At 70.6% G+C, this 21,196-nt stretch carries 18 protein-coding genes; 9 read left to right on the top strand and 9 right to left on the bottom strand.

Annotation, left to right across the window (positions count from 1 at the left end; genetic code table 11):
• Window positions 1-5: 5 nt before the first annotated feature.
• Both AB5J53_RS27475 and AB5J53_RS27470 read left to right on the top strand, forming a co-directional pair.
• A complete protein-coding gene (locus AB5J53_RS27475) occupies window positions 6-851 on the top strand; it encodes a DUF3558 family protein (RefSeq protein ID WP_369248319.1) in 846 nt (281 codons plus the stop codon).
• Window positions 852-1,014: 163 nt separating this feature from the next.
• Entirely contained in the window at window positions 1,015-2,400 is a 1,386-nt protein-coding gene (locus AB5J53_RS27470) for a DUF2637 domain-containing protein (RefSeq protein ID WP_369248318.1), read from the top strand.
• A gap of 68 nt (window positions 2,401-2,468) precedes the next feature.
• On the opposite strand, the gene lysS is transcribed toward AB5J53_RS27470, so the two are convergent.
• Entirely contained in the window at window positions 2,469-4,208 is a 1,740-nt protein-coding gene (lysS, locus tag AB5J53_RS27465) for a lysine--tRNA ligase (protein ID WP_369252499.1), read from the bottom strand.
• A gap of 394 nt (window positions 4,209-4,602) precedes the next feature.
• Here lysS and argS point away from each other — a divergent pair, with 394 nt between their 5' ends.
• The 4 genes from argS to AB5J53_RS27445 all read left to right on the top strand — a co-directional run bounded on the left by argS (window position 4,603) and on the right by AB5J53_RS27445 (window position 9,105).
• Window positions 4,603-6,372 carry an arginine--tRNA ligase gene (argS, locus tag AB5J53_RS27460; RefSeq protein WP_369252497.1) on the top strand — a complete coding sequence of 590 codons (1,770 nt, stop codon included), beginning with the start codon at window positions 4,603-4,605 and terminating at the stop codon, window positions 6,370-6,372.
• 125 nt (window positions 6,373-6,497) lie between these two features.
• A complete protein-coding gene (locus AB5J53_RS27455; protein WP_369248317.1) occupies window positions 6,498-7,379 on the top strand; it encodes a DUF4253 domain-containing protein in 882 nt (293 codons plus the stop codon).
• 114 nt (window positions 7,380-7,493) lie between these two features.
• Window positions 7,494-8,147: an RNA polymerase sigma factor gene (locus AB5J53_RS27450; RefSeq protein ID WP_369248316.1), complete on the top strand. Its 654-nt coding sequence runs from the start codon at window positions 7,494-7,496 to the stop codon at window positions 8,145-8,147.
• A complete protein-coding gene (locus tag AB5J53_RS27445) occupies window positions 8,140-9,105 on the top strand; it encodes a CU044_5270 family protein (RefSeq protein ID WP_369248315.1) in 966 nt (321 codons plus the stop codon). Before AB5J53_RS27450 ends, AB5J53_RS27445 begins: the two co-directional genes overlap by 8 nt.
• A gap of 47 nt (window positions 9,106-9,152) precedes the next feature.
• Here the strand turns inward: AB5J53_RS27445 and AB5J53_RS27440 are convergent, their stop codons facing one another.
• The gene (locus AB5J53_RS27440) at window positions 9,153-10,370 is read right to left on the bottom strand and encodes a PLP-dependent aminotransferase family protein (protein ID WP_369248314.1); all 1,218 of its coding nucleotides are present in this window, start codon (window positions 10,368-10,370) and stop codon (window positions 9,153-9,155) included.
• A 142-nt stretch (window positions 10,371-10,512) separates the two neighbouring features.
• Window positions 10,513-10,920, bottom strand: coding sequence for a DUF4232 domain-containing protein (locus tag AB5J53_RS27435; RefSeq protein WP_369248313.1), 408 nt, complete (start codon window positions 10,918-10,920; stop codon window positions 10,513-10,515).
• Between AB5J53_RS27435 and AB5J53_RS27430 the strand changes: the two genes are divergently transcribed.
• Window positions 10,919-11,143: a hypothetical protein gene (locus tag AB5J53_RS27430; RefSeq protein WP_369248312.1), complete on the top strand. Its 225-nt coding sequence runs from the start codon at window positions 10,919-10,921 to the stop codon at window positions 11,141-11,143. The genes AB5J53_RS27435 and AB5J53_RS27430 overlap by 2 nt on opposite strands.
• 259 nt (window positions 11,144-11,402) lie before the next feature.
• Here the strand turns inward: AB5J53_RS27430 and AB5J53_RS27425 are convergent, their stop codons facing one another.
• Window positions 11,403-12,704, bottom strand: a complete 1,302-nt coding sequence (locus AB5J53_RS27425; protein WP_369248311.1) for a helix-turn-helix domain-containing protein — start codon at window positions 12,702-12,704, stop codon at window positions 11,403-11,405.
• A 165-nt stretch (window positions 12,705-12,869) separates the two neighbouring features.
• Between AB5J53_RS27425 and AB5J53_RS27420 the strand changes: the two genes are divergently transcribed.
• Together AB5J53_RS27420 and AB5J53_RS27415 are read left to right on the top strand one after the other, a co-directional pair.
• A complete protein-coding gene (locus AB5J53_RS27420) occupies window positions 12,870-13,565 on the top strand; it encodes a DUF4232 domain-containing protein (RefSeq protein WP_369248310.1) in 696 nt (231 codons plus the stop codon).
• A 100-nt stretch (window positions 13,566-13,665) separates the two neighbouring features.
• On the top strand, window positions 13,666-14,553 hold the full coding sequence (locus AB5J53_RS27415; RefSeq protein ID WP_369248309.1) for an NAD(P)-dependent oxidoreductase: 888 nt from the start codon (window positions 13,666-13,668) through the stop codon (window positions 14,551-14,553).
• Here the strand turns inward: AB5J53_RS27415 and hemB are convergent.
• From hemB to AB5J53_RS27390, 5 genes are all read right to left on the bottom strand, one after another.
• Window positions 14,539-15,537, bottom strand: coding sequence for a porphobilinogen synthase (hemB, locus tag AB5J53_RS27410; RefSeq protein ID WP_369248308.1), 999 nt, complete (start codon window positions 15,535-15,537; stop codon window positions 14,539-14,541). The genes AB5J53_RS27415 and hemB overlap by 15 nt on opposite strands.
• 206 nt (window positions 15,538-15,743) lie before the next feature.
• The gene (locus tag AB5J53_RS27405; RefSeq protein ID WP_369248307.1) at window positions 15,744-17,447 is read right to left on the bottom strand and encodes a uroporphyrinogen-III synthase; all 1,704 of its coding nucleotides are present in this window, start codon (window positions 17,445-17,447) and stop codon (window positions 15,744-15,746) included.
• Window positions 17,444-18,403, bottom strand: coding sequence for a hydroxymethylbilane synthase (hemC, locus tag AB5J53_RS27400; RefSeq protein ID WP_369248306.1), 960 nt, complete (start codon window positions 18,401-18,403; stop codon window positions 17,444-17,446). Before hemC ends, AB5J53_RS27405 begins: the two co-directional genes overlap by 4 nt.
• Window positions 18,400-20,148 carry a glutamyl-tRNA reductase gene (locus tag AB5J53_RS27395; protein WP_369248305.1) on the bottom strand — a complete coding sequence of 583 codons (1,749 nt, stop codon included), beginning with the start codon at window positions 20,146-20,148 and terminating at the stop codon, window positions 18,400-18,402. Before AB5J53_RS27395 ends, hemC begins: the two co-directional genes overlap by 4 nt.
• Window positions 20,145-20,903 carry a redox-sensing transcriptional repressor Rex gene (locus AB5J53_RS27390; protein ID WP_369248304.1) on the bottom strand — a complete coding sequence of 253 codons (759 nt, stop codon included), beginning with the start codon at window positions 20,901-20,903 and terminating at the stop codon, window positions 20,145-20,147. Before AB5J53_RS27390 ends, AB5J53_RS27395 begins: the two co-directional genes overlap by 4 nt.
• Between the last annotated feature and the right edge of the window lie 293 nt (window positions 20,904-21,196).

Here is a 21,196-nt window from a genome sequence, read left to right as displayed (position 1 = left end):
GAACCATGCACCGACCAGTACAGCGAGTAGGCCGAGCACCGCGACTCACCCGCATCCTTGTCAGCGCAGCCGCCGTCCCGGTGATGCTTGTCGCCGCCGGTTGTTCCTCGGACTCCGGCTCCGGTGACGACGCCAAGAAGAGTGCCGGTTCGAGCCCCGACGCGAAGGCGTCCGCGAGCGCCTCGGCGAACGCCGTCAAGCCGGCCGCGTACGCGACGCTGCCCGAGCCCTGTGCGGTGCTGTCGAAGAAGACTTTGGGCGAACTGGTCCCGAAGGGCGCCAAATCCGGCAAGGAGGGCAAGTCGGATGATGTGGCGACGCGCGGCAACTGCTACTGGAGCAGCCTCGACAACAACGGTGTGAAGGGCTCGCAGTTCCGCTGGCTGAACGTGGCCCTGCTGCGTTTCGACTCGGACTCGCGTGGCGAGGGCGGCCAGCAGGCGCACAAGTACTTCGAGAAGCAGGTCACGGGCGCCCAGTCGGTGACGGGGGCGAAGAACGCCAAGTCGCAGCCGGTGTCCGGGACGGGCGACGAGGCGACGGCCGTGACCTACGACCTGAAGAAGAAGGAAGGCTCCTTCAAGCAGCAGACGATCGTGGCCCGTGTCGAGAACGTCGTCATCACGCTCGACTACAACGGCGCCGGTCTGGCGGGCGAGAAGACCCCGAACGCCGCAGACCTGCTGAAGGCGGCCGAGAAGGCCGCGAAGGAGGCGGTGGCCGCGGTGTCCGCCGCGAACCAGGACGGCGGCGCGGCAAGCTCGTCCCCGTCGAAGTCGGCCTCCCCGTCCAAGTCGGCGTCGAAGTCCGCTTCCCCCTCCAAGTCGGCGTCGCCGTCCAAGAAGAGCTGACGGGCGTCCGGCTCAGCCCGGGGCTCAACTCGTAGCTCCACCAAGCCATTTGCAGGAGCCCGGCCCCCACGGAGACCGGGCTCCTGCCGTACCGGCCACCCGCCCGCCGCACACATGTGCCACCCTGTTGGCCGCAACAACACGCAAGGGGAGGGGAGTACGGGTGGCCGCGCCCATTCAGCTCACACGTCTGCACCGGATACTCATCGGCGTGGTCGTCACCGGTGCGGTCATCATCGCCGGTATCGGCTTCGCCGGTTCGTACGCCGCCGTGCGAGAGCTCGCCCTCCAGAAGGGCTTCGGAAACTTCGCGTACGTCTTCCCGGTCGGCATCGACGCGGGAATCTGCGTCCTGCTCGCCCTGGATCTGCTTCTGACCTGGATCAGGATCCCCTTCCCGCTCCTGCGCCAGACGGCATGGCTGCTGACGGCGGCGACCATCGCGTTCAACGGCGCGGCGGCCTGGCCGGACCCGCTGGGCACCGGCATGCACGCCGTCATCCCGATCCTCTTCGTCGTGACCGTCGAGGCGGCCCGGCACGCGATCGGCCGCATCGCGGACATCACCGCCGACAAGCACATGGAGGGCGTCCGCCTCACCCGCTGGCTGCTCTCCCCCCTGCCCACGTTCTTGCTGTGGCGCCGCATGAAGCTCTGGGAACTGCGCTCCTACGAGCAGGTCATCAAGCTGGAGCAAGAACGCCTCGTCTACCAGGCCCGCCTCCGCTCCCGCTTCGGCCGTGCGTGGCGCCGCAAGGCCCCGGTGGAGAGCCTGATGCCACTGCGGCTCGCCAGGTACGGCGTCCCACTGGCGGAGACGGCCCCGTCGGGCCTGGCGGCAGCGGGAATCGAACCGGCACTGCTACCGCCGGTGCAGCAGCAACCGGAGCTGGAGGCTGTGGCCGACATGGCTGCGGGCAGTCGTGCCGCCGGAGCGGCGCCCATCCCGAATGGAGCGGCACCTCAAAGCGCGCAGCGCCCCGCCCCCGACGGCGACCAGACCCCCGAGTACCGGCAATACGTACAGGCCCAACAGCAGTACGACCAGCAGCAGTACGCGCGGGAGCTGCAACAGGAACAGCCGGAGTCGAGCCCCTGGTTCCAGGCCCAGACCCCCCAGGAGATCGTCTACGAGGGCGGCTACGACCCCACGTACGCCCCCGAGGAGCAGTACCAGCAGTGGTACGAGGAGCAGCAGTCCCAGGCGTACGAGCCCGGCCCGGAGGAGACGGGCAGCTTCCCCATCCCCGCGGGCCCCGGCCGCACCCGCCAGCTGGGCGAGGGCGCCGCTCCCGAGCCGGAGCAGCTCCCCATCCCGGCCCCGAGGGAGGAGCAGTCCCCCCTGGCGGACGAGAAGACCCGTGAGGAGAGCTTCTACCAGGTGTTCCGCCAGTCGATCAACGGTCAGGGCCTGCCCACGAAGGGTGAGTTCGGCAACAACGTCGAGGCCACCTACAACATCACCCTCACCGACAGCGAGCTGAGGCGCTACATGACCCGCTTCCAGAACCGCTTCAACGCGGAACTGGAGGAGGACCACATCGCCTGAGTACGACGTACGACGGAGGGGGTGCCCGGTGATCACCGGGCACCCCCTCCGTCGTACAGCCGAAACCGCTACGCGCCCAGCAGCTTGCGCACCCGGTCCTGCCCGACCGCCAGCAGCAGCGTGGGCAGCCGCGGCCCGGTGTCACGCCCCACCAGGAGGTGGTACAGCAGCGCGAAGAACGTGCGCTGGGCCACCTTGATCTCCGGCGGCAGTTCCTTGGCGGTGGCGTCGGCGGCGAAGCCGGCCTGGACCTTGGGGACGCCGTACACGAGGTGGGTGAGGCCGTCCAGGGACCAGTTCTCCTCCAGCCCCTCCAGCAGCAGCCGCAGCGACTCGCGCCCCTGGTCGTCGAGGGACTTCAGGAGCTCCACGTCGGGCTCGTCGCGCACGACGGTGCGCTCCTCGGCCGGAACCTGCGTGTTGATCCAGGTCTCGGCCTTGTCGAGCCGGGGCCGGACCTCGTCGAGCGAGGTGAGCGGGTTCTCAGGGTCGAGTTCGCTCAGGATCCGCAGGGCCTGGTCCTGGTGGCCGGCTGTGATGTCGGCGACGGAGGCGAGGGTGCGGTACGGCATCGGGCGCGGCGTCTGGGGCAGTTCCCCGGCCGCCGTTCCCACCGCACGCGCGTACGCGGCTGCGTCCGCCGGAAGCACGGCCCCGTCGGCCACCTTCCCCGCCAGCTTGTCCCACTCGTCGTACAGCCGCTGGATCTCCTGGTCGAAGGCGATCTTGAACGACTGGTTGGGCCGGCGGCGGGCGTACAGCCAGCGCAGCAGCTGCGGTTCCATGATCTGGAGCGCGTCGGCCGGGGTCGGCACCCCGCCCTTGCTGCTGGACATCTTGGCCATGCCGGAGATACCCACGAACGCGTACATCGGCCCGATCGGCTGCTTCCCGCCGAAGATGCCCACGATCTGGCCACCCACCTGGAAACTCGACCCCGGAGACGAGTGGTCGACACCGCTGGGCTCGAAGATGACGCCTTCGTAGGCCCAGCGCATGGGCCAGTCGACCTTCCAGACCAGCTTGCCGTGGTTGAACTCGCTCAGCCGGACGGTCTGGGAGAACCCGCAGGAGGAGCAGGTGTACGTCAGCTCGGTCGTGTCGTCGTCGTACGCCGTGACGGTGGTCAGGTCCTTCTCGCACTGCCCGCAGTAGGGCTTGTACGGGTAGTACCCGGCGGCCGAGCTTCCGTCGTCCTCGGCGGCGGCGCCGGAGCCTTCGGCGGCCTCCAGCTCGGCCTCGTCGACGGGCTTCTGCCCCTGCTTCTTCACCGGGCTCTTCTTGGTCCGGTACTGGTCGAGGATCGCGTCGATGTCACCGCGGTGCTTCATGGCGAACAGCACCTGCTCGCGGTAGGCGCCGGAGGTGTACTGCTCGGTCTGGCTGATCCCGTCGTACTCGACGCCGAGCTCGGCCAGCGACTTGATCATCGCGGCCTTGAAGTGCTCGGCCCAGTTCGGGTACTCCGAGCCCGCCGGGGCCGGCACGGAGGTCAGCGGCTTGCCGATGTGCTCGGCCCAGGACTCGTCGATGCCGGGGACACCGGCCGGGACCTTGCGGTAGCGGTCGTAGTCGTCCCAGGAGAGCAGATGGCGCACGGTGTACCCGCGCCGCCGGATCTCGTCCGCCACGAGATGCGGCGTCATGACTTCCCGGAGATTTCCGAGGTGGATCGGGCCGGAGGGGGAGAGCCCGGACGCGACGACGACGGGTTTGCCCGGGGCCCGACGCTCCGACTCCTCGATGACCTCATCCGCGTAACGGGAGACCCAGTCGGTGGTCTCGGTGCTCTGAGCCACGATCGGCACGTCCTTCTTTCTCATACGCCAGTACGGCTGACCGCACCATTCTCCCAGCTCGGACGGGAACCGCGAAAACGGCTTTTCACAGCCCCGCGCCACCCGGAAGGCGCGCCCCCACGCACCCGCAGCCGCGAACGCACGGAAGGGGCCGTGCCGGTACATCGAATGCCCGTCGCTTACGCCCGGATCTGGAAACGGCTCCTCATAGGCCAACGTCTGATCCACCGGCGACGGGCGGATGTACCGCCACGGCCCCGACCCCACGAGGGCAGTCGGCGCACCGCGCACCGCGCACCGCGCACCGCCGAAGCACCGGACACGGAGCGCAAAATTCGCTTGTCGCCCCATGGGATACTGGCGGGGTCTATCTGAATCCTTCGAGGAGAACGGCACCCACTCCATGGCCTCGGTCACGTCCCTCACCGCTTCCGTCCACCAGCGCCTCGCGGACGCCCTCTCGGCAGCCCTGCCGGAGGCCGGTTCCGCGGACCCGCTGCTGCGACGAAGCGACCGGGCCGACTTCCAGGCCAACGGGATCCTGGCCCTCGCCAAGAAGGCGAAGGCGAACCCGCGGGACCTGGCGACGCAGGTCGTCGAGCGGATCACCACGGGCGACGTGATCAAGGATGTCGAGGTCTCCGGGCCCGGCTTCCTGAACATCACGATCACCGACAAGGCGATCACCGAGAACCTGGCGGCGCGGTACGCGGACGGCGAGCGCCTCGGCGTGCCGTTCGCGGAGCACCCGGGCACGACGGTGATCGACTACGCGCAGCCGAACGTGGCGAAGGAGATGCACGTAGGTCACCTGCGGTCTGCGGTGATCGGCGACGCGGTGGTCCAGATCCTGGAGTTCACCGGCGAGTCCGTCGTCCGGCGCCACCACATCGGCGACTGGGGCACCCAGTTCGGCATGCTCATCCAGTACCTGATCGAGCACCCGCACGAGCTGGACCACAAGGGCGGCGCGGTCTCCGGCGAGGAGGCCATGTCGAACCTGAACCGGCTGTACAAGGCCGCGCGGGCGGTCTTCGACTCCGACGAGGAGTTCAAGACGCGGGCGCGGCGCCGGGTGGTGGACCTCCAGGCGGGCGACCCCGAGACGCTCGCGCTCTGGCAGGTGTTCGTGGACGAGTCGAAGATCTACTTCTATTCGGTCTTCGACAAGCTGGACATGCAGATCCGCGACGCGGACGTGGTCGGCGAGTCCGGCTACAACGACATGCTGGACGAGACGTGCCGCCTCCTGGAGGAGTCGGGCGTGGCGGTCCGCTCCGACGGCGCGCTCTGCGTGTTCTTCGACGACGTCAAGGGCCCGGACGGCAACCCGGTCCCGCTGATCGTGAAGAAGTCGGACGGCGGCTACGGCTACGCGGCGACGGACCTCTCCGCGATCAGGGACCGTGTCTTCAACCTGAAGGCCTCGACGCTCCTGTACGTGGTGGACGCCCGCCAGTCCCTGCACTTCAAGATGGTCTTCGAGACCGCGCGCAGGGCGGGCTGGCTGAACGACGACGTCAAGGCGCACCAGCTCGCCTTCGGCACGGTCCTCGGCAAGGACGGCAAGCCGTTCAAGACGCGTGAGGGCGAGACGGTCAAGCTTGAGGACCTCCTCGACGAAGCCGTCCAGCGTGCCACCGCCGTCGTAGGCGAGAAGGCCGAGAAGGTGGGCCTGACCGAGCAGGAGATCGTCGAGAACGGCCGGTACGTCGGCATCGGCGCCGTGAAGTACGCGGACCTCTCCACCTCTGCCGTCCGGGACTACAAGTTCGACCTGGACCAGATGGTCTCCCTGAACGGCGACACGTCCGTGTACCTGCAGTACGCGTACGCCCGTATCAAGTCGATCCTGCGCAAGGCGGGCGAGGCGCGGCCGACCGCGCACCCCGAGCTGGAACTCGCCCCGGCGGAGCGGGAGTTGGGCCTGCACCTGGACCGCTTCGTGGAGGCGATCGAGGAGGTCGCCGCCGAATACGCCCCGCACAAACTGGCGGCGTACCTGTACCAGCTGGCGTCCCTCCTGACCTCGTTCTACGACAAGTGCCAGGTGCTGAGCGAAGACAACCCGACGGAGGTCGTCGAGAACCGCCTGTTCCTCGTCGACCTCACGGCCCGCACCCTGCACCAGGGCATGGCCCTGCTGGGCATCAGGACGCCCGAGCGCCTCTGAACTCGACGCGTGCGGCCCCCGGTTGTGGTGAAACAACCGGGGGCCGACGTGCGTGACCACCCGCCTGACCTGCGTGACCACCCGTCCCTGCCGCGTTGTCAGTGCCTGCCCCTACAGTCACTGCCATGGCGACACTTCCCAACCCGCTGCCGCAGCTGGCGGCCGACCCGAGCGGCCGCGCGCTCGGGCTTGAGCTCCCGCCCGGGAGACTGATCGACGCGACGGACGAGGGCCCGTGGCACGAGCCGTTGCTGTGGCATGCCGACGGGCCGGCGGCCCCCGGCGGCTGGGCGGCGCTGGAGCCCGCCCGGCGCACCTCGGGTCTGCTCCCCCTCCTCATAGACGTCGGCGGCGGCCAAGGCGGGCCGGAGGACTGGGAGTTGGCGCCCGGCGAGGTGTCGTATCCCGGGGATCACGACGCCGAGGAGGTGCTCGCGGAGTTCTGGGAAGAGTATGCGGAGGACGAACTCGGCCCCGAGGCGGACTACTCCGGCAAGGAAGCCGTCGTCGAACTCTTCGGCGAGCCCAAGACGTACGACGAGACGGTCGCGCCGTACGGCCCCGCGTGGCCGGGCCTCGCACCCGCCCCCGAGCGGGACGCCGACCCGGACGCGCGCGCCGCCGAGATCGCCGACTCCCTCGCGGACAGCGGGACTTGGCTGAAGGATCCGCGCCTGGCGCTCGTCCCGGCGCGCCGCAGCGCGGACATCCCGGCGGCGATCGGCTGGTCCGGCCCCGTGAACTACGAGGGCGACGTGGCGCGCCTGTGCGCGGCCCTCCGCTCCTGGGAGGACCGCTTCGGCATACGCGTCGTGGCCCTCACCTTCGACCAGCTGGTCCTCTCCGTGGCGGCCCCGCCCACCACCGCGGCCGAGGCGGAGGCGGTCGCCGCCGAGCACTTCGCCTTCTGCCCTGACAACATCACGCAGGGCGACCACGAAGCGCTGCGCGCGTACGCGCAACACGAGGTGCTCGGTCAGCGGGCGTGGTCCTTCTGGTGGGACTGAGTCCCCACCGAAGCGCAGAAATCGCGGAACTGGAACTCGATCGCGGGCATCGGCCAACAGCAGGTGACCATGCCCGCGTCTTCGGGGGAAATCCATGAGCCCAAGAGGCGACCAGTGACCGTCTCACCGAGCGTCGGAGTCCACCGTGCCCCGCGCGCGGACGAGAAGGACGACTCCGACGCCTCGGTGATCGAACGGTCCTGGGGTGAGCCCGACGCGTTCGCCGTGCTGTTCGACCGCTACGCCGACGACATCCACCGGTACGCGGCCAGGCGGCTCGGCACCGAAGCGGCCGACGACCTGATGGCCGAGACCTTCGTGATCGCCTTCCAACGGCGCCGTAGTTACGACCTGTCGAGGCCGCAGGCGCGCCCTTGGCTGTACGGGATCGTCACCAACCTCGTCGGGGAGCACCGGAGGGCCGAGGCGCGGCGTCTCCGGGCGCTGTCTCGGGTCGCCTCCACGGCTCCGGGCGAGGGGGGCGGCGGCGAGCCGATGGCGGAGCGGGTGGCCGCCCGAGTCAGCGCCGAGAGCGCCCGCGGCGCATTGGCGGGTGCCCTGGCGGAGCTGCCGGCCCGCTACCGGGACGTGCTGCTGGTGATCGCCTGGGGAGATCTCGACTACTCGGAGGCCGCGGAGGCCTTGGGCGTACCGGTGGGCACCGTGCGCTCGCGGCTGCACCGGGCTCGAAGCAGACTGCGCGAAGCACTGGGCGGGTCGGATCCCACAGCCCTTCAAGAGGTCCAAGAGGAGCCCGATCATGGATGACCTCACTTCAGTGCGGGGGGATGACCCCACGTCAGTGCGGGAGCACGACCTCGCTTCGGTGCGGGAGCTGGAGGCCGACACCCCGCCGCTGACCGACGAGGCCCGCGCCGCCGCACGCACCCGACTGCTCAACGCCATCACGCGGGAGACCCGCGGGGGGACCGCCGACGCCCTGTCCAGGCGGCTGGTGTTCCGTGTCGCGATCGCCGCGACGGCCGCCGCGGCGGTGGCCGGAACCACCGTCGTCGCCGTCCACGGCAAGGACTCGGACGACGCGCCGCGGATGACCACGCTCAGCGCGGCGCAGGTGCTGCACAAGGCCGCGGACCGGTCGCGGTCGGACGGCTCCGACCTGCCCATCCCGCGCAACGACCAGTACCTCTACACCAAGGAGGTCACCACACGAACGTGGCTCAAGAGCGGGAAGGTCGAGAAGTTCACGGACGAGAGCTGGCTCTCCGTGGACGGCTCGAAGGCCTCCCGGTACAGCTACGAGGGCAGGATCCTCGACGAGCCGCCCCTGACCAAGCACGAGGTGCGGTGGCCGCCCACCGAGTACGCGAAGCTCAAGAAGTGGCCGACCGACCCCGACGAGCTCCTCAAGGCGCTCAAGCACGGCGGCGACGACTCCGACATGACCAACAATATGGCGTTCATGGACGCGGTCCTGCTCATGCGCGGCCCCCGGGTCATGCCGCCGGGGCTGCAGGCCGCCGCCTTCGAGGCCGTCGCGAAGCTGCCCGGCATCGTCATCGACCACGACGAGGTGGACGCCCTTGGCCGGCACGGAATCGGGATCTCCTACCCCAAGGCGACGTTCGCTTTCGTCTTCGACCGGGAGACGTACGCCTACCTGGGTCTGCGCCAGACGGGCAGTACAAGCGGCGGCACGAAGTACAAGCAGGTCAAGGGTCTCGTGAAGGCGGCCGTGGTGGACAAGTTGGGCCAGCGCCCGTGACTTGGTACGACTGCGGGTGACGTGGACCGCGGTTCCTTGCCGATCTCCTAGCCCCGCAGCCCCCTCCCCAACCGCCGCAGTCCCTCCCCGATCTCGTCCGGAGTTTGCGTGACGAAGCACAGCCGCAGCGTCGACGCGTCCGGCGTGCCCGCGTAGAAGGGCGCGCCGGGCACGTACGCCACGTCCTGCTCCACCACGCGCGGGAGCAGGGCCGTGGTGTCGTACGAGTCGGGCAGCCGAGCCCAGAGGAACATGCCGCCCTCGGGCCGGGTCCAAGTGGACCCTGCCGGAAGGGCATCGGCGATTCCGGCGAGCATGGCGTCGCGCCGCTCACGGTAGACGCCCGCGACCCGGGCCACATGGGCGTCCAGGTCCCGGTCGGCCAAGTAGTGTGCGGCGGCGAGCTGGTTGACGGTCGGGGTGTGCAGGTCGGCGGCCTGCTTGGCGACGGCGCAGGCCCGGCGCAGCGCGGCGGGCGCGCGCAGCCAGCCGAGCCGCATCCCGGGCGCCATCACCTTCGAGAAGGACCCGAGGAGCACGGTCCGGTCGCCTGCCCCGTCGTAGGAGGCGATCCACGGCGTGCGCTCGCCTTCGAAGCGGAGCTCTCCGTACGGGTCGTCCTCGACGATCCACAGCCCGCGCCGCGCGGCCACGGAGGCGACGGCGGCCCGCCGCTCGGCCGCCATGGTCCGGCCCGTCGGGTTCTGGAAGGTCGGCACGGTGTAGAGCAGCTTGGGGCGCTCCCGTGTCACCAGTTCTTCCAGCGCCCGGGGATCGATGCCGTCCGCGTCGCCCGGCACGGCGATCACCCGGGCTCCCGCGAACCGGAACGCCTGAAGTGCCGCCAGGTAGCAGGGGTCTTCGACGAGCACGGCGTCGCCGGGTTCGAGCAACGCGGTGGCCAGCAGGGACAGTGCCTGCTGCGACCCGGTGGTCACGAGTATCTCGTCGGCTCCGGTCGCCAGCCCGCGCCGGCTCGTGCGCTCGGCGAGCGCGGCCCGCAGCCCGGGCTCTCCCTCGGTCGTCGCATACTGCAACGCCCGCTCGGGCACCTCCGCCAGCACGTCCCGGTACGCGGCGGCGATCCCCTCCACGTCGAACAGCTCCGGCGCGGGCAGCCCACCCGCGAAGTTGATCACCTCGGGCCGTGCCGTGACCGCGAGAATGTCCCGCACCGGCGACCCACCGACCTCGGCGACCCGCGCGGCGAGCGGGGGCACGGGCGAGCCGGTGCTCACGACATCGACATGCTCGGCAACGGTCACGACGCGGCTCCTTCTACAACGGCCTCTGCTACGGCTACGGCAACAGCCGCTGCTGCGGCTACTTCGTGAGGGCAGCTTAGGTGGGTAGCTGCCCTCTACACCGGTCAATTCCGCGATACGGACGCGGCCCGCGACTGGGGTGCTACGAGGGCTTGACGCCCGATACGGCGGTGACGGTCACCTTGTCGTCGCACTCGGCCAGGACGCCGTCGTCGAGGGCGACTTGGTGTGATCCGGCGGCCGGCAGGCCCACCACCAGGGTCGGATAGGTGACAGGTGTGGATCCGGATACGCAGTAGCCGTCGGCCTCACCCTGGACCTGGACGAACGTCAGCTTCGTCCAGGCCTTCCCGCCCGGCGCGACCAGTACCTTGGACGCGGAGCCCGACGGGGTCACCTTGAGCGGACGGTTCTTCTCCGGGGAACCGTTGCCCGCCCCCGCCACCGTCGGATGGCCCTGGACGGCACACGGCTTGCCGGACACATTGGTGAACTCGACGATCGCCGCTCCGGTCCCGGTGCCGTCCGGCCGGACCTTGGCCTGGTACATGGACGCCTCAAGGTCCGACACGGCACACGTCTTCGCGGAGGGCGTCGCCGTCGCGGAAGCCGAACCGGCGGCCGTGGGAGAGGAGTTCCCCGCGGGCGGCGTCGACGAGTGCGCGCCGGCGGGCCGCGACGCCGCGGACGTCGGGGCGCCGGAGGAGGCCGCCGGCTTGGCAGGCACGCCCGACGGCGAATCGGCCGCCCCCGCCCCGTTCCCGCCCGGCTGACACGCGGTCATGAGCAGGGTGGCCGCCGACGCGGTCACCATCGCCAGAGCGGCTCTGCGGATACCCGTCCGGTGCTGCGTCCCGTTCTGCATGAAATCCCCCGAAGTAGAAGTTCAGGTGCCTGTCTCTCATCGGCACTCGCAGCTTCAGAGCGCAGTGCGGGCCTAGGGGGTTCATCCGTTCGGTGGTCTGTGGCACGACGGTGACAGAGCACGTTCACGACCGCGACCTAGTCGGCGGGAGCGTCCCGGACCGCGACCTAGTCGGCGGGAGCCGTCTCCCACTCGCTCCCGCCCAGCGGATAGTCGTACGCCGGCCGCCCCGCGTTGCCGCTCGTGCGGAACGCCTTCCCCTCGTCGTCGATCCGCACCGTCCCGTGCCGGTTCCCGCTGGACCAGTCCAGCTCCAGGTACCAGCTCACGTCGTGCGCCCGCGCGTGCGCCGACACGTAGAAGACCTCGGGGTCGGACTCGCTCACCTTGTACGGGAAGTCCCGCTGCCCGTGCTTCGGCGAGACATCCGGCCGCCCGGCGTCGAGGTCCACGTCGAAGGACTTCGTCGACACACCGCCGCCGCAGCCCACGCCCATCGCGTAGTCGTTCCACGCGAGCGGCGCCCCCTTCTGCACCACCCGCACATGCAGCGCCTCCAGGACGACGGTCGCCTTCCCCGTCCCCTGCACGGTCAGCGCGAGGAACTGGTCCTTGCCCGCGACCCCGCCGAGCGCGCCGACCCACCCGCGCGCGTCCTGCTCGCTCGGCGGCGGGGGCACCTGAGCGGGCTTCCGGTTCACCAAATAGTGCTGGCTGCAGGGGTCTTCGTACCTGTACGCGTTGGTGGCGACGGCGGGCGCGGTGACGGCGACGGACTCCTGGGCCGTCGCCGCGGCGCTCCGGGAGGCGGACGCCGTCGGGCTGCCACGGCGCGAGGCGGACGCCGAGGGGGACGCGTGCCTAGCGTCGGACGTGGCGGTTTCATCGGGTGTGCCATCGGCAGGCGGCACAGCGACAGCCACGGTCCCTCCCTTGCCTGGGGCGTCCTTGCCCTGGTCGTCGCTCTTGCCGGGCAGGAGGTTCACGACGAGCACCGCGGACACGACAGCGGCAGCCACGGCGGCACCCGCGAGGGCGACGGTACGCCGCCGACGCACGCCACCACGGACGGCTTCCGGCTCCACCTCCGGTACGGCTTCCAGCTCCACCTCCGGTACGGCATCCGGCACAGGATCCCCCGGGGGAACCACACCCGCCGCCGGGATCTCCACCCCCTTCCGCCCCCGCAGCAGATCGGCCCGCACCCACCTCCGGTGAAGCTCCACCAGCTCCTCCGGAGTCGCCTTGCACAGCCGGGCGAACCGCTCCACGGGCGCGTAATCCGTCGGTACGGCATCCCCGTTGACGTACCGATGAAGCGTCGACGCACTCACATGCAGCCGCTTGCCGAGCACCCCGTAACTGAGTCCGGACCGCTCCTTCAGCTCCCGCAGCAGCTCCGCGAACTCGACCCCCGCCACCGTTCCTCCATCCCCCGCGTCCCGGGCCGCGTTCCAGGGGGACGCCATTCCCCCAGGTCAGACCCCATGCGAACGTTCCGGCGTCCCGAATACCCCGGCAACCGTGGCGGCCGGGACGGATCACCCCACAAGCTGGGGTCATCCAAGCACGCCGCTCCCCTCGACCGGTCGAGCGGCCGCTCCAACCAGCCACGCCACACAGGGGGATCACCCATGTCCGCACGCACCGCCCGCACTCGTCTCCTCGCCGCCACGACGGTCGCGCTCGCCGCGCTCGCCCTCTCGGCGTGCGACAACGGGAAGGGCGTACGGGACGAGGGCCCGTCCTCCGCGTCCAAGCCGTCCACGCAGCCGAGCGGGTCGGCGCCCGCCGGGGGCTCGACGGCGAAGCCGGCCGGGAACACCGGCGGCACGACGGGCGGCTCCACGACCGGATCCACGGGCAAGAGCACCGGAGGCACGACCGGCGGATCCACCGGCACGTCGAACGGCGGCGGCACCCGCAACACCCCCTGCAACGGCGCCAACACCAAGACCACCGCGACCGAAGTCACCCGCCCCCTCAACCACCTCCTCCTCACCGTCACCAACACCGGCTCGAAGAACTGCGACCTCACCGGCTACCCCATCGCCCGCTTCGGCGAGGCTCAAGCGGTCCCCCCGGTCGCCGAGGAGACCCACCCCCAGGCGGTCGTCACGCTCGCTCCCGGCGAGTCCGGCTACGCGGGCGTACTCCTGTCCGCCGGGGACGGCAGCGGCGGGAACGGTTACACGGCCAAGACCCTCACGGTCGCCTTCGACAAGGGCAGCAGCGCGCGGCCGGCGCTCCCCGCGAAGGGCGTGTACGTCGACGACAAGCTCACGGTGACGTACTGGCAGCAGAGCCTGGACGACGCGCTGGCCTACTGAGAGCGCCCGAGGGCTGCTGAGGATCACTTACCAGATGGTCAGCAGCTGACCAATTAGTGGGTACTTGTCGGGAGTTGGGGGTCCGACCAGCATGGTCGGCATGACGACACCACCCGACGAACACGCCAAGCCCCCGGTCAGCGTCCTCGGCCTCGGCCTCATGGGCACGGCCCTGGCCACCGCCTTCCTGAAGGCGGGCCACCCCACGACGGTCTGGAACCGCACACCGTCCAAGACGGGCCCCCTCACCGCCCAGGGTGCCGCCCCGGCCGAGACCCCCGCCGAGGCCATCACGGCCGGCCCCCTCACCCTCGTCTGCCTCACGACGTACGACGACGTGACCGAGCTCCTGCGCCCGCACACCACCGCCCTCGCGGGCCGCACCCTGGTGAACGTCACCAACGGAACGCCCGTCCAGGCAAGGAAGTTGGCGTCCTGGGCGGAGGAGCACGGCATCGCCTACGTGGACGGCGGCATCATGGCCGTACCGCAGATGATCGCCACCCCGGCGGCGTACGTCCTCTACAGCGGCGACGTGCGGGCGTACGAGAGGCACCGCAGCACCCTTGCCGCCCTTGGCGGCACCCGCTGGACCGGCACAGATCCGGGCCTGGCCGCGCTGTACGACCTGTCCCTGCTGACGGGCATGTACGGCATGGTCGCGGGCATGGCCCAGGCCTACGCCCTGATCCGCTCGGAGGGCATCCCCGCCGGGGAGCTGGCCCCCTTGCTGAAGGACTGGCTGACGGCGATGGCGAACGGCCTGGTGCCCGGCACGGCGGCCGCCGTCGACACCGGCCGCCACCTCACCGACGTCTCCAGCCTCGCCGTGAGCCAGGCGGCCTTCCCCGGCCTCCTGCACACCTTCGCCGACCAGGGCCTGCGCACCGAACTCTTCGAGCCGATGCGCGAGTTGCTGGACCGGGCGATCGCCGAGGGGTACGCCGACGACGGCCTCTCACGCCTGGTGGAACTACTGGCGTCCTAGCTTCTGCGCGGCTTCGGTGGCCCAGTAGGTGAGGATGTTCTGCGCACCCGCCCGCTTGATGCCGGTCAGGGTCTCCAGGATCGCCTTGTCCCGGTCGATCCAGCCCTTCTCCGCGGCCGCCTCGATCATCGAGTACTCGCCGGAGATCTGGTACGCGGCGACGGGCACGTCGACCGATTCGGCGACCTTCGCGAGGACGTCCAGGTACGGCCCCGCCGGCTTGACCATCACCATGTCGGCCCCCTCCTCCAGGTCGAGGGCCAACTCCCGCATGGACTCCCGTACGTTGGCGGGATCCTGCTGATACGTCTTCCGGTCACCCCTCAGCGAGGAGGCGACGGCCTCCCGGAAGGGTCCGTAGAAGGCGGAGGAGTACTTGGCGGTGTAGGCGAGGATGGCGACGTCCTCGCGCCCGATCTGGTCGAGGGCATCCCGGACGACCCCGATCTGGCCGTCCATCATGCCGCTGGGCCCGACGATGTGCGCACCCGCGTCGGCCTGGACCTGCGCCATCTCGGCGTACCGCTCCAGGGTGGCGTCATTGTCGACGCGCCCCTGCTCGTCCAGGACCCCGCAGTGCCCGTGGTCGGTCGTCTCATCAAGACACAGATCGGACATCACCAGCAGTTCGTCGCCGACCTCGGCGCGCACATCGCGGATCGCGATCTGCAGAATCCCGTCCGGATCCGTCCCCGGCGTCCCGACCGCGTCCTTCTTCTCGTCCTCCGGCACGCCGAACAGCATGATTCCGGACACCCCGGCCTCCAGCGCCTCCACGGCCGCCTTCTTCAGGCTGTCCCGCGTGTGCTGCACGACGCCCGGCATCGCCGCGATCGGCACCGGCTCGCTCACGCCCTCCCGCACGAACGCGGGCAGGATGAAGTCGGCGGGGTGCAGGCGGGTCTCGGCGACCATGCGCCGCATCGCAGGCGAGGTACGCAGCCGCCGCGGCCGCGTACCGGGGAAGGATCCGTACTTCGTCATGCCCTCTACGCTACGCCCGCTCCACGGTCCCCCTTGCCGACACCTTGCCGGTACGTGGCGGGGGTCCGGCTGCGCAGTTCCCCGCGCCCTTTTAGGGGCGCGGGGAACTGCGCGACAAGCCCCCACCGGTCCGCAGCCGAAAGGCTGGCACGGGATGGGCAGGGGCGGAGGGGGCGAAAACCACCCCACCCCAGCCCCCACGGGCGCTAAGTGGTCCGGCGCCGCCGGGACCCCGGCCGGCGCTCACTGGGCCGGGTCACAGGGTCCCCGGCCTCCACCGCGGCAGCCCGCCGCCGAAGCCCGAAGTCCGCCAACGCCTCGGCCAACTTGTGCACAGAAGGCTCCGGAGCCATGACATCCACCCGCAGCCCATGCTCCTCGGCGGTCTTCGCGGTGGCAGGCCCGATACACGCGATCACCGTCACGTTGTGCGGCTTGCCCGCGATACCCACCAGGTTCCGCACAGTCGACGACGACGTGAAGAGCACGGCGTCGAACCCGCCCCCCTTGATCGCCTCCCGCGTCTCCGCCGGCGGCGGCGAGGCACGCACGGTCCGGTAGGCCGTGACGTCGTCGACCTCCCAGCCCAGCTCGATGAGCCCGGCGACCAACGTCTCCGTGGCGATGTCGGCACGCGGCAGGAACACCCGGTCGATCGGGTCGAAGACGGGGTCGTACGGCGGCCAGTCCTCGAGAAGACCGGCGGCCGACTGCTCCCCGGACGGCACCAGATCCGGCTTCACGCCAAAGGCGACCAGCGCCTTCGCCGTCTGCTCCCCCACCGCCGCGACCTTGATCCCGGCGAACGCACGGGCATCGAGCCCGTACTCCTCGAACTTCTCCCGCACGGCCTTGACCGCGTTCACCGAGGTGAAGGCGATCCACTCGTACCGCCCGGTGACGAGTCCCTTGACCGCGCGCTCCATCTGCTGGGGCGTGCGCGGCGGTTCGACGGCGATCGTCGGCACCTCGTGCGGCACGGCCCCGTACGACCGCAGCTGGTCGGAGAGCGAAGCCGCCTGCTCCTTCGTGCGCGGCACGAGCACCTTCCAGCCGAACAGCGGCTTGGACTCGAACCACGACAGCTGGTCGCGCTGGGCGGCTGCGGAACGCTCACCGACCACGGCTATCACCTGCCGGCCGCCGTCCGGGGACGGCAGTACCTTCGCCTGCTTGAGCGTCTGCGCGATGGTGCCGAGGGTGGCCGACCAGGTGCGCTGGCGCGTGGTCGTACCCGCGATCGTCACCGTCATCGGGGTGTCGGGCTTGCGCCCGGCCGCGACCAGCTCGCCCGCGGCCGAAGCCACCGAGTCGAGCGTCGCGGACACCACGACCGTGCCGTCCGACGCCCCGACCTCGGTCCAGCACCGGTCCGAAGCCGTACGCGCGTCGACGAACCGCACGTCCGCGCCCTGCGCGTCACGCAGCGGCACACCCGCGTACGCGGGCACACCGACGGCGGCCGCGATGCCGGGCACCACCTCGAACGGAACACCCGCGGCGGCGCAGGCGAGCATTTCCTCGGCGGCGTACGTATCCAGTCCGGGGTCCCCGGACACCGCACGTACGACCCGCTTGCCGCCCCGCGCGGCCTCCATGACAAGATTGGCGGCGTCCCTCGACGCGGGGTCACCAACGGTTGTTGACGTGCCGTCAACAACCGTTAGCTGAGGCGTGCCTGTGCCCAAGTACGGGTCCGAAGAAGTGTCCGGATCCGTGTGCAGGACGGCTACGCCCTGTCTGGCGTGCACGCGGACCACGTCGAGCACCTCGTGCTCGGCGACGAGGACATCCGCGTTCGCCAGCGCCTCGACGGCGCGCAGTGTCAGCAGTCCTGGATCTCCGGGTCCGGCACCGAGGAAGGTGACGTGCCCGTGGTCCGGACCGGCGGGAAGGTTAGTGGGGCTCAAAGTGCTCGCTCCCCCATCAGACCGGCCGCGCCCTTGGCAAGCATCTCGGCGGCGAGTTCACGGCCGAGCGCCATTGCTTGGTCATGTGTCTCGGGCACGGGACCGGTGGTGGACAGCTGCACCAGCGTCGAGCCGTCGGTCGTGCCGACGACGCCGCGCAGGCGCATTTCCTTGACAATCTGCCCGTCGGCCAGCAGGTCGGCGAGCGCACCCACGGGTGCGCTGCAGCCGGCCTCCAGGGCGGCAAGCAGGGATCGCTCGGCGGTCACGGCGACCCGGGTGAACGGGTCGTCGAGCTCTCCGAGCACGGCGACGAGGTCCGCGTTGTCCGCGGCACACTCGATCGCGAGGGCCCCCTGGCCGGGGGCGGGCAAAACGGTGTCGACCGACAGGAAGTCGGTCACCTCGTCGATACGGCCGATCCGCTTGAGTCCGGCGGCGGCCAGCACGACGGCGTCGAGCTCCCCGCTGCGCACGTATCCGATGCGGGTGTCGACGTTCCCACGGATCGCGACCGTCTCGATCGTCATCCCGTGACTGCGCGCGTACGCGTTCAGCTGGGCCATGCGGCGCGGCGAACCGGTGCCGATGCGCGCGCCGTCGGGAAGTTCGGCGAAGGTGAGTCCGTCGCGGGCGACGAGCACGTCGCGCGGGTCCTCGCGCACCGGCACGGCGGCCAGCGCGAGGTCGTCGGGCTGCGCGGTCGGCAGGTCCTTCAGCGAATGCACCGCGAAGTCGACCTCACCGCGCAGCAGCGCGTCGCGCAGCGCGGTCACGAAGACGCCCGTGCCGCCGATCTGCGCGAGGTTCTCGCGGGAGGTGTCGCCGTACGTCGTGATCTCAACGAGCTCGACGGTCCGTCCGGTCACCTGGCTCACGGCGTCCGCCACCTGCCCGGACTGGGCCATGGCGAGTTTGCTTCGCCTGGTCCCCAGCCTCAGTGGGTGCTCACTCATGCTCGCCCTCGGTTCTTGGCGTTCTCGGTGTTGTCCTCGGCCCGGGAGACAGAGGCGACCGTCTCGGGGTCCAGGTCGAACAGGGTGCGCAGCGCGTCCGCGTACCCGGCACCGCCGGGCTCGGCGGCCAACTGCTTGACCCGTACGGTCGGCGCGTGCAGCAGCTTGTCCACGACGCGTCGCACGGTCTGGGTGATCTCGCCCCGCTGCTTGTCGTCGAGGTCGGGCAGCCGTCCGTCGAGCCGCGCGATCTCGCTCGCGACGAGGTCGGCCGCCATGGTGCGCAGCGCCACGACGGTGGGGGTGATGTGCGCGGCCCGCAGGGCGGCGCTGAAGGCGGCGACCTCGTCGGAGACGATCCTGCGCACCTGGTCCACATCGGCGGCCATCGGCGCGTCGGCGGACGCCTCGGCGAGCGACTCGATGTCGACGAGCCGCACCCCGAGCAGCCGGTGCACGGCCGCGTCGATGTCGCGAGGCATTGCGAGGTCGAGCAGCGCGAGCACGGGCGCGGGCCGGGGGGCCTCGACGACGGGCTCGGGCCTGCGACGCTCGGGGACGCGCCCGACGGTGGCGGCCGCGGCCGCGAGCGCCGCGATGGCGTCCGCGTCGGCCTCCGGGTCGAGCACGGTGGCGGAACCCGCGGCTGCGGGGCGCTGCGCGCGGCCCGCCGTGTCGCCCTTGTCCACCCACGCCGCGTGCTGTTCCAGCTCGGCCGCGGCCATGCCGGCCACGGCCGCCTCGCCGAGGACCGAGAAGCCGGCCGTGCCCTGCACGGCGGACAGGTCGAGGGGGCAGCCCTCCTCGGTGCCGACGCTCGTGGGCGCGAGCGGCGCGTTCTGGGGTACGGCCGCGGACGACGCCGTACGGCCGGAGCCGGCGCCCTCGGCCGCGGGCTCCCCCGTGCGTCCCTCGACGGCGACCGCTACGGACTCGGCCGTCAGGACGAGGCCCGTGGCGCCGGTGCAGGAGACGGCGATGTCGGCACGTGTCAGCTCGACGGTCACGGAGTCCATCGGTACCGCGCGGGCCAGCACGTCCGTGTCGTCGCCGTCCGTGAGGATCTCGGCGAGGCGCTCAGCGCGGTCGAGCGTGCGGTTGGCGATGACGATCTCGGCGACCCCGGCGCGCGCGAGTGTCGCGGCGGCCAGGGAGGACATGGAGCCGGCGCCGATGACCAGGGCGCGCTTGCCCTTGACCCAGCCGTCGACGGCGGCGCCGGACGACAGCTGCTCCAGGCCGAAGGTGACCAGGGACTGTCCGGCGCGGTCGATGCCGGTCTCGGAGTGGGCGCGCTTGCCGACCCGCAGCGCCTGCTGGAACAGGTCGTTCAGCAGGCGGCCCGCCGTGTGCAGCTCCTGGGCGGTGGCCAGCGCGTCCTTGATCTGGCCGAGGATCTGGCCCTCGCCCACCACCATCGAGTCGAGTCCGCAGGCCACCGAGAAGAGGTGGTGGACCGCCCGGTCCTCGTAGTGCACGTACAAGTAAGGAGTGAGCTCTTCGAGCCCGACCCCGCTGTGCTGAGCGAGCAGCGTGGACAGCTCGGCGACGCCCGCGTGGAACTTGTCCACATCGGCGTACAGCTCGATGCGGTTGCAGGTGGCGAGCACCGAGGCCTCGGTGGCCGGCTCGGCGGCGACCGTGTCCTGGAGCAGCTTGACCTGGGCGTCCGCGGACAGCGCGGCCCGCTCCAGGACGCTGACCGGAGCGCTGCGGTGGCTCAGCCCGACGACGAGGAGACTCATGCCGGCATCACGGCGGGGACGTCCCCGTCAGGCCCTTTGCCGTTGTTCTCCTGCGCAGCCGCGGCCACGGCGCCGGCCTGGGCCTCGGCCTCCTCGCCGGCCTTGCGCTGCTCGTGGAAGGCGAGGATCTGCAGCTCGATGGAGAGATCGACCTTGCGTACGTCGACGCCGTCCGGGACGGACAGCACGGTCGGCGCGAAGTTGAGGATGGAGGTGACCCCGGCGGCGACCAGGCGGTCGCAGACCTGCTGGGCGACGCCCGGCGGGGTGGTGATGACCCCGATGGAGACGCCGTTCTCGTCGACGATCTTCTCCAGGCCGTCGCTGTGCTGCACGGCGATCCCGGCGACCTGCTTGCCGGCCATCTCGGGATCGGCGTCGATCAGCGCGGCGACCCGGAAACCACGGGACGCGAACCCTCCGTAATTGGCCAGCGCGGCGCCGAGGTTACCGATACCGACGATCACAACCGGCCAGTCCTGGGTCAGGCCCAGTTCGCGGGAGATCTGGTACACGAGATACTCGACGTCGTACCCCACACCTCGCGTCCCGTAGGAGCCGAGGTAGGAGAAATCCTTGCGGAGCTTCGCGGAGTTGACCCCCGCCGCGGCCGCGAGCTCCTCGGAGGAGACCGTGGGTACCGAGCGCTCCGACAGTGCGGTGAGGGCTCGGAGGTACAGCGGAAGCCGGGCGACGGTGGCCTCGGGAATCCCTCGGCTGCGGGTCGCCGGTCGGTGAGTTCGGCCAGTTGCCACGGTGCTCCTGCGGGTAGAGCGGGGCTGCAGGCGGTCACACATACCTAGACCGCCCCGTCGAATGCAGGCTATGTCTTTGTGAACGCGTGCACAAAGATGGTGTCCGATTTGCCCGGCCAACGTGACCGGGGTCACGCAGGCCCGGCGCGCACGTATGGAACCGGCGCGCGGACAGCTTCGTTCCGCACCTGAAGGGGGCAAAACCGCACACTCTCCTCAACGAATCCCGCCCCCGAGACCACTCGCCGTCGATCCTAGGCGACTTTCCGGACCACTTGGACTACTCAGTCAGG

Source organism: Streptomyces sp. R41, assembly GCF_041053055.1.
In the GTDB taxonomy this organism is placed as follows: Bacteria; Actinomycetota; Actinomycetes; order Streptomycetales; family Streptomycetaceae; genus Streptomyces.
The sequence above is the reverse complement of the archived record's forward strand: the minus strand, read 5'-3'. Positions and strand labels throughout refer to the sequence as shown.